This is a genomic window from Roseateles sp. GW821-FHT02E12 (assembly GCF_059421665.1).
Genome location: NZ_JBWKVK010000004.1, coordinates 291,966 through 307,630, shown reverse-complemented (window position 1 = coordinate 307,630; position 15,665 = coordinate 291,966). Strand labels below are relative to the sequence as shown.

The 15,665-nt window shown below is 67.5% G+C and carries 12 protein-coding genes; 2 read left to right on the top strand and 10 right to left on the bottom strand.

The genetic code is table 11. The features are described 5' to 3' along the window. The first annotated feature begins 19 nt into the window (after positions 1–19). Together AC07V5_RS24245 and AC07V5_RS24240 are read left to right on the top strand one after the other, a co-directional pair. Positions 20–910, top strand: a complete 891-nt coding sequence (locus AC07V5_RS24245; RefSeq protein WP_495118289.1) for a hypothetical protein — start codon at positions 20–22, stop codon at positions 908–910. 62 nt (positions 911–972) lie between these two features. Beyond that, positions 973–1,848 carry a hypothetical protein gene (locus AC07V5_RS24240; protein WP_495118288.1) on the top strand — a complete coding sequence of 292 codons (876 nt, stop codon included), beginning with the start codon at positions 973–975 and terminating at the stop codon, positions 1,846–1,848. Here AC07V5_RS24240 and AC07V5_RS24235 read toward each other — a convergent pair. From AC07V5_RS24235 to glk, 10 genes are all read right to left on the bottom strand, one after another. Beyond that, positions 1,845–2,684 carry a PA4780 family RIO1-like protein kinase gene (locus AC07V5_RS24235; RefSeq protein WP_495118287.1) on the bottom strand — a complete coding sequence of 280 codons (840 nt, stop codon included), beginning with the start codon at positions 2,682–2,684 and terminating at the stop codon, positions 1,845–1,847. The two genes, AC07V5_RS24240 and AC07V5_RS24235, sit on opposite strands and share 4 nt — an antisense overlap. Beyond that, on the bottom strand, positions 2,650–3,081 hold the full coding sequence (locus AC07V5_RS24230) for a Rid family hydrolase (protein ID WP_495118286.1): 432 nt from the start codon (positions 3,079–3,081) through the stop codon (positions 2,650–2,652). Before AC07V5_RS24230 ends, AC07V5_RS24235 begins: the two co-directional genes overlap by 35 nt. Continuing rightward, positions 3,074–3,820 (bottom strand): sugar nucleotide-binding protein, encoded by a 747-nt coding sequence (locus AC07V5_RS24225; RefSeq protein ID WP_495118285.1) that lies wholly within the window; start codon positions 3,818–3,820, stop codon positions 3,074–3,076. Before AC07V5_RS24225 ends, AC07V5_RS24230 begins: the two co-directional genes overlap by 8 nt. After that, entirely contained in the window at positions 3,817–5,205 is a 1,389-nt protein-coding gene (locus AC07V5_RS24220) for a glycoside hydrolase family 32 protein (RefSeq protein ID WP_495118284.1), read from the bottom strand. The genes AC07V5_RS24225 and AC07V5_RS24220 overlap by 4 nt, the downstream gene beginning before the upstream one ends. After that, positions 5,202–6,503, bottom strand: a complete 1,302-nt coding sequence (locus AC07V5_RS24215) for an alpha-amylase family glycosyl hydrolase (protein WP_495118283.1) — start codon at positions 6,501–6,503, stop codon at positions 5,202–5,204. The genes AC07V5_RS24220 and AC07V5_RS24215 overlap by 4 nt, the downstream gene beginning before the upstream one ends. A 15-nt stretch (positions 6,504–6,518) precedes the next feature. Continuing rightward, positions 6,519–8,024 carry a tryptophan halogenase family protein gene (locus AC07V5_RS24210; RefSeq protein ID WP_495118282.1) on the bottom strand — a complete coding sequence of 502 codons (1,506 nt, stop codon included), beginning with the start codon at positions 8,022–8,024 and terminating at the stop codon, positions 6,519–6,521. A 15-nt stretch (positions 8,025–8,039) separates the two neighbouring features. After that, positions 8,040–9,560, bottom strand: coding sequence for a tryptophan halogenase family protein (locus tag AC07V5_RS24205; RefSeq protein ID WP_495118281.1), 1,521 nt, complete (start codon positions 9,558–9,560; stop codon positions 8,040–8,042). 16 nt (positions 9,561–9,576) lie between these two features. Next, entirely contained in the window at positions 9,577–11,094 is a 1,518-nt protein-coding gene (locus AC07V5_RS24200; protein ID WP_495118280.1) for a tryptophan halogenase family protein, read from the bottom strand. 81 nt (positions 11,095–11,175) lie between these two features. Beyond that, the gene (locus tag AC07V5_RS24195) at positions 11,176–13,914 is read right to left on the bottom strand and encodes a TonB-dependent receptor (RefSeq protein WP_495118279.1); all 2,739 of its coding nucleotides are present in this window, start codon (positions 13,912–13,914) and stop codon (positions 11,176–11,178) included. Between the two features lie 450 nt (positions 13,915–14,364). Next, positions 14,365–15,357 carry a glucokinase gene (gene glk / locus AC07V5_RS24190; protein ID WP_495118278.1) on the bottom strand — a complete coding sequence of 331 codons (993 nt, stop codon included), beginning with the start codon at positions 15,355–15,357 and terminating at the stop codon, positions 14,365–14,367. Between the last annotated feature and the right edge of the window lie 308 nt (positions 15,358–15,665).

Below are 15,665 nucleotides of genomic sequence, written 5' to 3'. Positions count from 1 at the left end.
TGCCGCATGATGCGGGTTGATGCCCATCGCCGCCCGCTTCCCACGCCGCCGTACGCTGCTGGCACTGCCACTCGTGCTGGCCGGCCGGCCCTTGGCCGCCCAGCCCAGCGACGCCGTGCGCTTGCCGCGCCACATCAGCATGCCCGACCCGCAGCTGGCCTATGTGCGCCGCATCGTCGAGCTGGCCCTGAACCGCGCCGGCAACCGGCTGCACATCCAGTCGGTCGACCTGGACATGACCCAGGGCCGCACCCTCGTCGAGCTGGCCGCCGGGCACGCGCCCATCGACCTGATGTGGACGATGACCGACATCCAGCGCGAATCCAGTGGCCTGCTGCCGGTGCGTATCCCCATCGACCGCGGCCTGCTGGGCTGGCGACTGCTGCTGGTGCGCCGCAGCGAGTTGGCGCAATGGCGGCAGGTGCGCAGCCTGAACGACCTGCGCCAGCGCATGGCCGGCCAGGGCCATGACTGGCCCGACACCACCATCCTGCGGGCCAACGGCCTGCAGGTGGGCACCAGCAGCGGCTACGACGCCCTGTTTCGCATGCTGGCGGCCGGCCGCATCGACTACTTCCCGCGCTCCATCCTGGAGATCGACGCCGAGATGGCTGGCGGCCGCTACCCGGAGCTAGCCATCGCGCCCGACCTGATGCTGCACTACCCGGCCGCGGCCTACCTGTTCGTCAGCCCCAGCCGGCCCGAGCTGGCCGCCGAGCTGAAGGCGGGATTGGAGGCTGCGGTGGCCGACGGCAGCTTCCAGCGCCTGCACCGCGAACAGTACGGCGCCGTGATCAAGGCTCACCCGGTTTCGCCCGAGCGCGTGCTGAAGCTGAGCAACCCGCTGCTGCCGCCCGAGACGCCCACGCGGCGACGGGAGTTGTGGCTCCAGCCAGGAGAAGCGGCTTAGGCGAGGCAGCAAGGGAAAACTCATTGGCTCGCCCATTTATGAGGCTGGCATGATGGGCCGCCATGACTCTTCCCTCGGCAGACCTGCCCAGGCGTGCCCTGCTCCTCGGGGCGCTTGCTGCGCCGTTGGCACACGCCGAGTCCGTACGGGTGTGGCTGCCGCGGCACATGAGTGCCGCCGACCCACAACTGCCTTATGTCCGCGCCCTCGTGCTGCTGGCGCTGGAGCGGGCTGGCGTCAACGGTGACGTGCAGCTGGTGAACCTGGAGATGTACCAGGGCCGCAGCCTGGTGGAGCTGGCGCGCGGCAACAGCCCTATCGACGTGATGTGGACGATGACCGACCGCGAACGGGAGTCCTCCGGCGTTCTGCCGATTCGCATCCCCATCGACCGCGGCCTGATGGGCTGGCGCGTGCTGCTGGTGCGCCGGAACGACCTGGCTCGCTGGGCCCGGCTGCGCAGCCTGGAGGAGCTGAAGCAGCGCATCGCCGGACAGGGCCACGACTGGCCCGACACCGCCATCCTGCGCGCCAACGGCCTGCAGGTCAGCACCAGCAGCGGTTATGAAGCGCTGTTCCGCATGCTGGCCTCGGGGCGCTTCGACTACTTTCCGCGCGCGGTGTTCGAGGTGGACGCCGAGCTGGCCAACAACCGCCACCCCGAACTGACGGTGGTGCCCAACCTGATGCTGCACTACCCGGCCGCGGCTTATCTCTTCGTGTCCCCGCGCCGGCCGGACCTGGCCGAACTGCTGCGCAGCGGGCTGGAGAAGGCGGTGGCTGAAGGAGCGATGCAGCAGTTGCACCACACCCATTTCGGTGCCGTGTTGAAGGCTCACCCCGTCAGCCGCGACCGCGTGCTGAGGCTGCAAAACCCGCTGTTGCCGCCGGAGACGCCGCTGCAGCGCCGCGAGCTCTGGTTGCAACCAGGCGACTAGCTCATCCGCAGCACACGCTCGGCCTCTTCCAGCCGCGCGTCCTCGATCTCGCGCAGCACGCTGGACAAGTCCACCTCGCCCGCCTTGCGCTCGTAGCGGCCAGTCAATGGCATGCCCGGCACCAGTTGCCCGGCGGCGTACAGCGCCCAGATCTCGGGGCCGAACTGCGTGGCCAGCAGGGCCGGCGCGTGCTGGCCGAAGAAGTTGCGCAGGTTGTTCACGTCGCGAATCAGCATGCGCGGCGCGTGGTTGTTGCCGGCGGCGTCCACGGCCTGCGGCAGGTCGATGATGACCGGCCCGTCGGCGGCCAGCAGCACGTTGAACTCGGACAGGTCGCCATGGATGACGCCGGCGCAGAGCATGCGCACCACCTCGTCGATCAGCGTGGCGTGGTGCTTGTGCGCGTCGGCATCGCTGAAGGTCAGGTCGTTCAGGCGAGGTGCGGCGTCGCCGTCCTCGTCGGCCACCAGCTCCATCAGCAGCACGCCGTCGTGGAAGTTGCCCGGCTGGGGCACGCGCACGCCGGCTGCGGCCAGGCGGTACAGCGCATCAACCTCGGCGCTTTGCCACGCGGCCTCCTGCTGCTCGCGGCCGTAGGCGGTGCGCTTGGTCATCGCACGGGCCTGGCGGCTGTTGCGCACCTTGCGGTTCTCGGTGTAGTCCACCGCCTGGCGAAAGCCGCGCTTGTTGGCCTCCTTGTAGACCTTGGCGGCGCAGGTGTCGTCGCCGCAACGCACCACGTAGACGTCGGCTTCCTTGCCACTTTTCAGCTGCCGCACGACGCTGTCGATCAGGCCTTCTTCAATCAATGCCTGCAGGCGCGGGGGTGCTTTCATAGCTCGATTCTCGGGCCTCGGCTCGCAGGCCCAATCTCTGCCCTGCGGAAACAGGTGCTGCGACAACCACCAGTTCGACCTGCAATCCCGGCGCCAGCCCCGACTGGAAGCACGCCCGCTGCGGCCAGTGCTCGGCGTTGGGGCCGATCCACGCTTGCCACTGCTCGTCGAAGGCGCTGCGGTTGGCGATGTCGGTGAGGATCACCTGCAGCGACAGCAGATGTGTGCGCGCCGAGCCCGCCTCCTGCAAATGCGCTTCGAGCATCTGCAGGCTCTGGCCGACCTGAACGTCAAAAGCGGCCGCGGGGTCTGTCGCGTTCGCCACGGTCCAGACGAGACCGCCGTAAGCAACCGTGCGGCTGCGCCCTTTGCCATTGATGGGCCAACGTTCAACCACGGGCAAGCCCCGGCAAGCGCGTCGACAGCGGCGGCAGCCGGCTCGGGCCACCGACGAGGCGCTGGTCGTGGCGATAGTCCTCGTTTGCCTCGACGCGCCAGTCGCGCCCGAACTGCTGCGCGAGCGCGCGGGCCACCTCGTCAAAGCGCCAGGCTTCCTCGGAGTTGCTGTCCAGATGGTGCACGCCGGGCAGCGGGCGCTCGATCAAGGTCAGCAGCGCGGAGGCCGTGTCGGCCATGAAGGAGCAGGCCGGCGTCCAGGCGCTGCTCGCCGCCACGCGGCCATCGCGCTTTTGCCACTCGTCCAGCGTCAGCAGCATGTTGTTGCCAGGCCGGGTCTCGTCGATCTGCCAGCCGATGCGGGCGATGACGGGCCGATCGTTGGCCAGCAGCACGGCGTCCTCGCACTCGGCCTTGTAGCGGCCGTAGTCGTCCTTGGCGTTGCGCGCATCGGTCACGTCGTGCGGGCCGTCGGGTTCGTGATCGAACACCATGACGGTGCTCGTGAACAGGAAGTTCGGGCAGCGCGACGCCAGCCAGCCGGCGAAGCGCGCCGAGGCCATGCCGAGGTGGGCAATGGCGTCCACCGACTGCGCGGACAGCCACGCGGCCGACAGCTTCTCGTCGTCGGGGTTGACCGCGTTGCGGTCCCAGCCGATGACCTCGTGCCCTGCCGCGCGTGCGGCTTCGGCCAGGCGTGGCGCCAAGGTGCCGTTCAGTCCGGTAATGAGAATCTTCATGCGTTCAAAGGCCAGCAAGTAAGGACAGAGCGCGTCCAGGCGCCGCTCTGGGCCAGCGCGGCAACGTCCACGCTGGTGTCGGAAGGAAAGATGATTTCGGTCAGCGCGACCAGGCCGTCGCCCGAGAAGACCTCCACCGAGCAGCGGTCCACCAAGACTCGCAGCACCAGCGGCGCGCGCGCGTGGCTCCAGGCCTGCTCACGGCGGCCGGCCCAGTGCGCGGCGTCGACGACGGTGCCGCTGCGGCCACGATCGACCCAGAGGCTGCCGCGACGGTGGTCGATGCCGATCTCCGTGTACTCGCCGCATGGGCCGCAACGCACGCTCAGCGTCGAGGTTTCAGCGTCGCCGGGGTCCAGCTCCCAGCGCAGTTCGCAACTCGCACCCGCATCGGCGATCACGCCCGCGCCGACGAGATACCGGGGCTGGCCGCGCAGGGCTTCGGTTGCGACCGGCGCCTGGGCCAGCCGCCAGCCCGCGGGCGCTTGCACGAGGGACAGCTCACGCGGCAGCGTCATCGCGCCGCGCCAGGGCGAGGTGGGCGTGTGCTTGGCATAGGCGTGCTGGTTCATCCAGGCCAGCCAGACGGGCGGCCGCCCTGCGGGCAGGCCAGCGAAGGACAGCGCGGCGTAGAAGTCGCTGCCATGGTCGGCCCAAAAGAGTTCGCTCTCGGCCGTGAAGCGCTCGCCGTCGAAGCGGCCGACCCAGCACTGCGCACCGCTGCCCGCCGGGTGGCCTTCGAAGGTGTCGACCTTGAGCAGCCAGCGGTCCTGGGCCGTGAAATGAATGAGGTCCGGGCACTCCCAGATCGCCCGCGTCACGCCGGCCGGGCCGAAGTGGCTGAGCAGCGTCCAGTCGCGCAGATTGGCGCTGCCGTAGAAGGCGACGCGATGCTCGTCGGGCAGCACGACGGCCATGGCCCAGCGGCCGGTCGGCTCATGCCAGAACACCTTGGGGTCGCGGAACTCGCGCAGGCCCAGATCCAGCACGGGGTTAGCGGCGTACTTCGCCCACGTCAACCCACGGTCCAGGCTGTAGGCCAGTTCCTGGGCCTGCCCACCCTCGGGGCGGCGCAGGCAGCCGGTGTAGCAGGCCACCCAGGCACCGGCGCCGAAGCCGGCGGTGTCCGCGTGGTCGATGACGACGCTGCCGGAGAAGATGGACGCGCGCTCGTCCTCGGGGATGGCCAGCGGCAGTTCGGTCCAGCGCAGCAGGTCGGGGCTGGTGGCATGGCCCCAGCTCATGTGGCCCCACTCGTTGCCGAACGGGTTGTGCTGGAAGAACAGGTGGTAGAGCCCGGTAGCCGCGTCGAAGACGAGGCCGTTGGGGTCGTTGATCCAGTTGCGCTGCGGCGCGAAGTGGTAGCGCGGCCTGTAATCGTTCACGACAGCTGCCACCCCCAGGGCCGCAGCTTGTGGCCCTGCCAGACCTGCTCGGTCTTGGACAGGTTGACCGCCACGCGCACCAGGTCCTGCTCCAGTCGGCGCTCGAAGGCGACGATGTCGGGCGGGCTGTCCAGCAGCTTGACCGGCGCGCCGTACTGGCCGGCGGCCAGGGCCGGGTGCTGGTGCTTGAGGGCGACGAGGCCGGCGTAGAAGTCGCTCAGCTCATAACGCTTCCAGTCGATGGAATCCTTCTCGAAGAACTCCAGCTTCTTGGTGAGCCGCGACTCCTGGCCGTTGTAGATCAGCGGCATGCCAGGCAGCATGAACGTCAGCACCGCGAGGGCCGGGTAGGCGTCGCCGTACAGGTCGGCGTCGGTGCCGTGCCAGGAATTGAAGTCGTGGTTGCTCGTGAAGCGCATGCGGTAGGCGTGGGCCGGATAGCCCGCTGGCTGCTTGGCCAGCCACTCCTTCAGCAGTGGTGCGCCGGCCTCGCCCTTGCCGATCTTCTTGAACACCTGGTCGGCCAGGTCCCAGGAATAGGTCATGTCGAAGGCGCCGCTGGTGTGCAGGTCGATGGCATCGGACTCGGCCAGCATGAACATTGGCTTCACGGCACTCAGCGCCTTGCGCGTGCGCACCCAGAAGTCGGTCGGCACGAGGCTGGCCACGTCGCAGCGGAAGCCGTCCAGCCCGGTCTCGCGCACCCAGAACTTCATCGCGTCGATCATGGCGGCGCGCAGGCCCTCGCTCTTGTAGTTCAGCGCGATGACGTCGTCCCAATGCTCCTCGCTGGGCTGGCCCTCGTTGAAGGTGACGGCATAGACCTCGCCCTTCGCGTTGAGCTTGTACCAATCCTTGTGGGCCGTGGCCCAGGGGTGGTCCCAGGCCGTGTGGTTGGCCACCCAGTCGAGGATGACCTTGAAGCCCAGCTTGTGCGCTGCGGCGACGAAGGCCTTGGCGTCGGCCAGCGTGCCGAACTCGGGGTTCACGGCCGTGTAGTCGCTGATGGAGTAGTAGCTGCCCAGCGTGCCCTTGCGATTGAGCTTGCCGATGGGCTGCAGGGGCATCAGCCACAGGATGTCCACGCCCAGGCGCTTGAGTCGCTGCAGGTCGGACTGCACCGCCTTGAGCGTGCCCTCGGGCGAGAACTGGCGAACGTTGATCTGGTAGATGACGGCCTGGCGAGACCAGGGCAGATGCGGCATGTCAGCGGAGGTGGTGGCGGGAGCGCTCATGGCGGGCAGTGCAAGAGATGAAGCGGCGGTCAGCACGGTGCGGCGACGCAGGGGAAAGGTCATGGTGGGGGCCTCGGTTCAGGACGGCGCCGCGCAATGGCGAGCGATGTAGTCGGCATGGTCGGGCATCAATGCCACGCTGTTGACGACGGCGCGATGCACGGCTTCGAGGTAGTCGTGCACTTTGTCCTCGGCCTGCAGCGCAGCCAAGGGGTGGCAGCTTGCGGGCTGCAGGTTCTGGCCGGCCATGACCTGCAGCCAGGCGGTCTCGGTGAAGAGCTCATTGTTGAATCTGAACACGCGGCCGTGGCTCTTGTAGAGATTGATCTTCTCGCGCAGCGAGTCGGGTACGGCCATGTGGGCGCAGTCGCGCCAGAAGACGGAGTCGTCGCGCTGGTTGGCGTGGTAATGCAGCACGATGAAATCGCGGATGCGCTCCCAGTGGAAGCGGCTCTGTGCGTTGAACTCGGCGATGTCGGCCGGGCTGAAGCCGCGATCGGGAAAGAAGTCGATCAGCAGCTGGATGGCTTGCTGGATCAGGTGGATGCTGGTGGACTCCAGCGGCTCCAGGAAGCCACCCGACAGGCCGATGGCGACGACGTTGCGGTTCCAGGCCTGGCGGCGCACACCGGCCTTGAAGCGCAGCGGACGCGGGTCGGCCAGGGGCTTGCCGTCGAGGTGGGCCAGCAGCGTCGCGGCGGCTTCGTCGTCGCTGACGTGGCTGCTGCAGTAGACATGGCCATTGCCGATGCGGTGCTGCAGCGGGATGCGCCACTGCCAGCCGGCGCGGTGGGCCGTGGAGCGGGTGTAGGGCGTCAACACCGGCGCACTCTCGCAAGGCACGGCCAGGGCCCTGTCGCAGGGCAGCCAGTGGCTCCAGTCGTCGAAGCCGGTCTTCAGCGTCTCCTCGATGAGCAGCGCGCGAAAGCCCGAGCAGTCGATGAAGAACTCACCGGCCACGCGCTCGCCGCTTTCCAGCACGACGGCGTCGACATCGCCGGACGGCGCCTGCGTGGCATGCGTGATGCGCCCCTCCGTGCGCCGCACGCCACGCGCCTCGGCCAGGCGGCGCAGATAGCGTGCGTAGCGGCCGGCGTCGAAGTGGTAGGCGTAGGCGATGTCGGCCAGCGGGGAGTTGGCCGGCTCAGGCCGTGCCGGCATGAAGCGGTGGGCACGCGCGGCCATCTGCGTGATGGCGTAGTCGCCCAGCGGCCGTGCACGGCCTGCCAGGCGCATGCGCTGCCAGTACTGCTCGAAGCCCACCGTCCACAGGTCCTGCCCGATGCGACCGAAGCCGTGCATATAGCGGTCGCCCGCGCGGCCCCAGTTGACGAACTCGATGCCCAGCTTGAAGGTGCCCCCGGTTTCGCGCAGGAAGTCGCTCTCGGCGATGCCGACGATGCGGTTGAAGCGCTGGATCAGCGGGATCGTCGCCTCGCCCACGCCGACGATGCCGATGTCGTCGGACTCGACGAGGCGGACGCGGTAGCGGTCGCCCACGACGGTCGCCAAACCCAACGCCGTCATCCAGCCGGCGGTGCCGCCGCCCACGATGACGATGTCCTGGATCAGAGGCGCCGGCATGAAGGGCTCACACGCTCACACGGGCTTGGCCGCGCAGTGCTGGGCGATGTAGGCGGCGTGGTCGGGCATGACGTCCACGCACTTGACGATCACCTGGCGAACGCTCTCCAGGTAGTCGTGCGTGTCCTGCGCATCCTGCAACTCGGCCAGCGGATGGGGGCGCTGCGGCACCAGGTTCTGGCCCTCCATGACCTGCACCCAACCCACCTCGGCAAAGAGTTCGTTATCGCGGCGGATCACGCGGCCGTGGCTGCGGAACAGCGACAGCTTCTCCGTCAGTGTTTCGGGTATGGCCATGTGGGCACAGTCTTTCCAGAACGCCGAGTCGTCGCGCTGGTTCAGGTGGTAGTGCAGGATGACGAAGTCGCGGATGCGCTCGTAGTGGAAGCGACTCTGGCGATTGAACTCCGCCACATCGGCCGCATTGAAGCCGCGGTCCGGGAAGAAGTCGATGAGCTGCTGGATGGCCGACTGGATCAGGTGGATGCTGGTGGACTCCAGCGGCTCCAGGAAGCCGCTCGACAGGCCGATGGCGACGACGTTCTCGTTCCACGCCAGGCGGCGCATGCCGGTCTTGAAGCGGATGGGGCGCGGGTCGGCCAGCGGCTTGCCGTCGAGGTTGGCCAGCAAGGTCGCGGCGGCTTCGTCGTCGCTGATGTGCTGGCTGCAGTAGACATGGCCATTGCCGATGCGGTGCTGCAGCGGAATGCGCCATTGCCAGCCGGCGCGGTGGGCCGTGGCGCGGGTGTAGGGCGTCAGCGGCGCCACCGATTCGCACGGCACGGCCAGCGCGCGGTCGCAGGGCAGCCAGTGCGTCCAGTCCTCGAAGCCGGTCTGCAGCGTCTGCTCGATCAGCAGGCCGCGAAAGCCCGAGCAGTCGATGAACAGGTCGCCCTCGATGCGTTCGCCGCTTTCCAGCACCACGGCGTCCACATGCCCGGCGTTGGCACCTTCGCTGCGCCGCGTGGCGTGCGTGATCTTGCCCTCGGTGCGTTGCACGCCGCGCTGCTCGCTCAAGCGGCGCAGGTAGCGGGCGTAGAGGCTGGCGTCGAAGTGGTAGGCGTAGGCAATATCGGCCAGCGGTGAGTTGCCGAGGTCGGCGCGCGGCGGCATGAACTTGTTGGCTTTGGACGCCATGCGCGTGATGGAGTAGTTCTCCAGCGGCAAGGCCCGCCCGATTGCACGCATGCGGTGCCAGTACTGCTCGAAGGGCACGGTCCACAGGTCTTGCCCGATGCGGCCGAAGCCATGCATGTAGCGCTCGCCCAGCCGCCCCCAGTTCACGAACTCGATACCCAGCTTGAAGCTGCCCTGGGTCTCGCGCATGAACTCGTTTTCGTCGATGCCGATGACGCGGTTGAAGCGCTGGATCATCGGGATCGTCGCCTCGCCCACGCCCACGATGCCGATCTCGTCGGACTCGACGACGCGGATGCGGTAGCGGCCGCGCAGCACGGTGGACAAGGCGGTGGCGGTCATCCAGCCGGCGGTGCCGCCGCCGACGATGACGATGTCTTGGATCAGGGACTCGGACATGGGCTAGGGCTGGGGCTCAGAGCTTGGGCGCCGCGCAATGCTCGCGGATGAAGTCTTGGTGCAGCGGCAGGCTGGCCACCTGGCGGTGCACCGCGTCGCGCACGCCGGCGACGAAATGCGCGCCCTCTTCGGGCTTCAGCAGGTCGGCCAGCGGATGGTAGGCCTGGGGCAGCAGGCGCTGGCCCTCCATGACCTGCAGCCAGCTGACCTCGGTGAAGATGTCCAGGTGCGAGCGCAGGATGCGGCCGGTGTGGCGGAACAGGTCGAGCTTGTGCTGCAGCGTCTCGGGCACGGCCATGTCGCGGCAGTAGCGCCACAGCGGGCTGTCGTCGCGCTCCGTGGCCTTGTAGTGCAGGATGATGAAGTCGCGCACGCGCTCGAATTCCTCGTCCGCCAGGCGGTTGTGGGCGTCGATGTCGGCCTGCGAGAAGCCGGCATGCGGGAAGAACTGGATCAGCCGCGAGATGCTGGACTGCACGAGGTAGAGGCTGGTGGATTCCAGCGGCTCCAGGAAGCCGCTGGCCAGGCCCATCGCAACGACGTTGCGGTTCCACAGCTTGCGGCGCTTGCCGGTCGTGAAGCGCAACGGCCGCGGGTCGGCCAACTGGCGGCCTTCGAGGTTGCCGAGCAGCAGCGCCGTCGCCTCGTCGTCTGACGTGAAACGGCTGCAGTACACATGCCCGTTGCCCACCCGGTGCTGCAGCGGGATGCGCCACTGCCAGCCGGCGCCATGCGCCGTTGCCCGCGTGTAGGGCGGCGGTGGGCCGGCGGATTCGCAAGGCACGGCAACGGCCCGGTCCATCGGCAGCCATTCCGACCAGTCGATATAGCCCGTCTTCAGCACCTCCTCGATGAGCAGGCCGCGAAAGCCCGAGCAGTCGATGAAGAGATCGCCCGCGACGACTTCACCGGAAGCGAGCTGCAGCGACTCGATGAAGCCATCGTGTGCGCGCTGGCGCACGTCGACGACCTTGCCCTCGTGGCGCACCACACCCGCAGCCTCGCTCAGCTTGCGCAGATAGCGGGCATAGAGGCCGGCGTCGAAGTGGTAGGCGAAATGCACCGGCATGGGCGGCAGCCCTGGCGCACGGGCCTCGGGCGCGAAACGGCCAGCGCGTGCGGCCACGGTGTTGATCGCGTAGTCGGACAGCTCGGCCGCCCGCCCCTCGCGCCGCGCCTTCAGCCAGTAATGGTGAAAGGCCACCATGCCCAGGTCTTGCCCGACCTGGCCGAAGCTGTGGATGTAGCGGTCGCCCAGCCGCGCCCAGTTGACGAACTCGATGCCGAGCTTGAAGGTGGCCTGCGTCTCGCGCACGAACTCGGCCTCGTCGAGCTCCAGGCCGGCATTGAACTGGCGCATCTGCGGGATGGTGGCCTCGCCGACACCCACCGTGCCGATCTCCTCAGACTCCACCAGGTGCAGCTCCACCTGCCCCATCAACACCTTGGACAGCGCCGCAGCGGCCATCCAGCCCGCACTGCCTCCGCCGAGGATGACGACGCGCCTCACCGGCGCCTGCGAAAACTCGCTCATGTCAGGTTTGCCCCTCCGGGAACAAAAAACCCTTGCCGGATTGCTCCGGCAAGGGTCGTCACGCTAGCACTTGCCGGTGGATCAGAACTTGTAGTTCACACCGAACAGGTAGGTCTTGCCGTACTTGGTGTACTGCTTGGTCTGCGTCAGGTCGTTGTTGTAGTACTCGACGTAGGGCTCGTTGTTCAGGTTGTTGATCTGGAACACCAGCGACAGACCCTTGGCAACGCCGTTCTGGAACTCGTAGCCGAGCTGCAGGTCGGTGACCTTTTCCTTCTTGACGTACTCGAACGTGCGGTCGGCGCCGAAGCCCGTCACCTCGCCAACGAAGCCGTCACGGATGCGCGTGCTGATACGCGCCGAGAAGCCGTACTTCTCGTAGTAGGCCGTCAGGTTGTAGGTGTTGGGCGACAGGCCAGGCAGCGGGCGGGTGTCGCCAGGGCCGAACGGCGAGACCTTGCTCTCCGTGTGGCCCCAGGCAAGCTGCACGCCGAAGCCGTCCAGGTACGGGGTGACGATCTGCAGCGGCAGCGACACGGCCAGCTCAGCACCGGACAGCGAACCGCCCTGGCCATTGGCCTGCGTCTCGAACTCGCCGATGTCCGACGTCGGCGTGACGGCGCCCGGGGGCGTCAGGGTGCCGAAGCGGTCGCGGAAGTTGATGTTCAGCTTCTGCTTGTAGATGTAGGTCTTCAGGTCCTTGTAGAAGGCCGCGACCGACACATAGCCCTTGTTGCCGAAGTAGTACTCGTACGACAGGTCGACTGCGTCGGCCTTCCAGGGCTTCAGCTCGGGGTTGCCGCCGTCACCGGTCCAGATGCGGCGCGTGTTGTCGACGCCGTAGGACTGCGTGGCGCGCAGGTCATCCATGCGCGGACGGGTGATCTGGCGGGCCACACCGAAGCGCAGGTTCTGGTCGCTGGCAACTTGCCAGGTCAGGTTCAGGCTGGGCAGCCAGTCGGTGTAGGTCGTGCCGCGCGAGGTCGGGTTGGTGGTGCCGCCCTGGATGCTGAACGCGTTGGAGCGCTGGTCGGCATGGATGGCTTGCACGCCGAAGTTGCCACGCAGCGGCTTGCCCAGCAGTTCGGTGTCCACCTCGGCCTTGACGAAGGCGGTCGTGATGTCTTCCTTGACCGTCCAGTCCTTGTTGATGATGTCGTGGTTGCCGAGGTTGGCGCGCAGGTTGTAGAACTGCGCCGCGGCAGCGCGGGCGTCGTAGGAGATGAAGTCACCCAGGCCCGCGTAGCCCATGTTGTTCGGGGCGAACAGCATGCTGGCGGGGATCGTCGTGGGCGATGCCTTCAGGTCCATGAACCACTCGGGCACGTCACGCGACTTCTGGCGTTGCGTGAAGTTCAGGCCGCCTTCGACGCCGCTGAAGAACAGCAGGTCTTCGGTGTACTTGGCAGTCACCTTGGCGGACTTGATCTCGTCCTTCACCTCGGGCTTCTTCAGGTAACCCGCCTGGCCCCAGCCACCGGAGTCAACCAGCTTGATCAGCGACGGGTCGGCATAGTTCAGGCCGGCCGTGATGCTGGGCAGGCCGCCGCCCACGGGCAGCACCACCTTGAAGGTGTCGGTGGCGCCTTGGCTGCCCTGGCCGGTGCCGGCGTACATCTCCATGATGGACTCTTGGCGCTTGGCCTTGGACCAGCTCAGGTCGCCAGCCAGCGTCAGTGCCGGGCTCAGCACCAGCTTGCTGTTCCAGCCCACGGCGGAGATGGTGTCTTCACGGTCGTTGACGTCGTGGCGCAGCACCGGCTTGACGCCGACGTAGTCACCCTTGGTCAGCACGCCACCGGTGAAGGTGTTGGGGCCGGCCGCCGTTGCGCCTTCCACGACCGGGTTGGTCAGCTGAGCGCCGGACCAGGCCAGGCCAGCCTCGAAGCCGCGCTGCAGGGCGATGCGTTCGTAGGTCGAGTGATAGACGTCGACGACGCTTTCGAATTCCTTGGACGGCTTCCACTGCAGCACGCCCATCAGGCCGTTGCGCTTCTGCGAAGCCGACTCGTTGCGCAGTTGCACGCCACCGGGCACGCGCACGTCGTTGTACGTGTTGGCGCCGATCGTGCCGCTGCCGGTGGGGTAGCCCCAGTTGCGGAAGTAGTTGTTCTGGTTCGGCGAGTCCAGGCGCGCATAACCCAGGGCCACGCCCACGGTGCGGTCGGCGAACTGGTCGATGTACGAGAAGCTGAAGCGGCTGCCCTTGTCGCTGGCGGCACCCGGGTTCAGGCGGCCCAGCGAGTTCTTCTCGCCGCGCAGGTTGACGGCCATCGTGCGGCCGGCGAAGGCCAGCGGGCGCACGGTCTGCAGGTCGATCGTGCCGGACAGGCCTTGGCCCACCAGGCCGGCGTCCGGCGTCTTGTAGATCAGCACGCCGCTGAGCAGCTCGGACGGGTACTGGTCGAACTCGGCGGAACGGTTGTCGCCGGTGCTGACCTGCTCACGGCCGTTCAGCAGCGTGGTGGCGAACTGGCCGGCCAGGCCGCGGATCTGCACTTCCTGTGCGCGGCCGTTGACGCGCTGCGCGGTCAGGCCGGGCAGGCGTGCGATGGATTCGGCAATGGACGAGTCGGGCAGCTTGCCGATGTCTTCGGCCGAGATGGCCTCGACGATGGAGTCGCTGTTGCGCTTGACCGAGATGGCAGCTTCGATGCCCTTGCGGATGCCCGTGACGGTCACCGTTTCGAGCTGCTGGGTCTGCTGGGCCTGCGCTGACGCGCCTGCGGCGGCGATCAGCAGCGTGCAGCCGACGGCCACCGGGCTGATGCGGAAGGACATGACGGCGTTTGTGCCGCGCTTGTCTTTACTCATGGTCATGAATGTCTCCTCTGGTTCGTGGAAAGCGGCTTGGCCCTCGTCGCGGCGCCGGGCTGCGGCGCACAACTTCGGGGCGAGAACCCAACGTCTCGACCTGGTTTGTATCAAAACTAGATTTTTTTCCGCACCTACGTAAACCCTAGACGTTGCGCAGACGCGACCAGATTTCGGCCTTAATCCAAGGGTAAACCAGCATTTAATCGACTCTTCCAGCCAAAGCGACTGATTCTCAACCACCGAAGAAGTCAAAACTTGTAGCTCAACTACAGCATCAACTTGGGGTTAACAACAAGTGCGGCATGCATCACGGCGGCGCGCGGCGCGCAGTCGTTCGCACCCCGCCGCACGGGCGGCGGGACGTATGGGCGAACCCAGGCTGGCGCCCACCGCGATTGCAGCGGGGCGCGTCTCGAACAAGAAAACCAGCGCGCAGGCCTGCGCGCGGTTGCGTCAGGCGTCGGCCTGCTCCAGCGCCAGCGAGGCGCCGGACAGCGCGGCGAGCGTGTCGGTGATGAGGGCCGTGGGGATGCCCGCCAGCAGGGGCTGGAAGCGGCCCTTGGCCTCGAAGCGGTTGCGGAACTCGGACCGGAAGAAGCGCTCGCCCAGCCGCGGCACGATGCCGCCGCCGATGAACACGCCGCCGCGCGAACCCAGCGTCAGCGCAACGCTGCCGGCAAAGCCGCCGAGCATGGCGCAGAAGACATCCAGCGTGCGCGAGCAGGCCGGCGACTCGCCCGACAGCCCGCGCGCGACGATCTGTTCGGTCGGCAGCGCGCTGACATCTTCACCCTCACCCAGTACTGCAGCAACCGAGCGGCACAGCACCGGCAGGCCGATACCCGACAGGAAGCGCTCGGCCGACACGTGCGGGAACTCGCGGCGCGCCTGGCTCAGCACGGCGCTCTCGAAATCGTCGGCAGGGGCCAGCGTGGCATGGCCGCCCTCGCCCGGCAGCGCCAGCCAGCGGCCCGGTGCGCGCACCACGCCACCCACGCCCAGCCCAGTGCCCGGGCCGATGACGGCCATGACGGTACCAACAGCCACGTCACCGGTCGCCGGCGGCGGCGCACCCCAGGCGCGCAGCTGATGCTCACGCAGCCGTGGCAGCGACAAAGCCTGGGCCTCGAAGTCATTCAGGCAGAGCAGCGTCTGCAAGCCCAGTTCCGCCTGCGTGCCCGCACGCGAGAAGCTCCAGGCGCCATTGGTCAGCTCGATGCGGTCGCCGTCCAGCGCGGTGGCCAGCGCGAAGGCCGCGCTTTGCGGCTTGGCCTTGCCTGCGGGCTGCCCCTCCAGATAGGCGCGCACCGCGGCAGCCGGCCCGGCATGGCCGGCAACGGGCAGAACACGCACATCCTCAACCGGCGCGCCCGGCCCGGCAACAGTGCCGAAGCGGGCATTCGTGCCACCCACATCGGCCACCAGCCAAGGGTATGCGGCGCTCACGCCAGAACTCCCGAATTGATGGATGAAGACGAGCTGCGGATATTCAGGAGGCGGACGATGGCAAACACAGGTGCTGAAAGGATGAAATTGCGGTCGCGGCGGACGGTAGCAAAACTACATCCAATCGACAATACAAGCTCACCCTGGGTTTCCATTTTCAGACACGAAAACGCTTTCAGGCCCCAACAACCCATCCATCGCCCTGGGGAAACTCGATTGCGAAGGGGCTGTAGTGAAGCTACAACCCCTTCAGCGCCCAGGCCCAGAAACCCCGCCATGGCGGGGCAAGGCGGGCTGCCGGCGCGCCT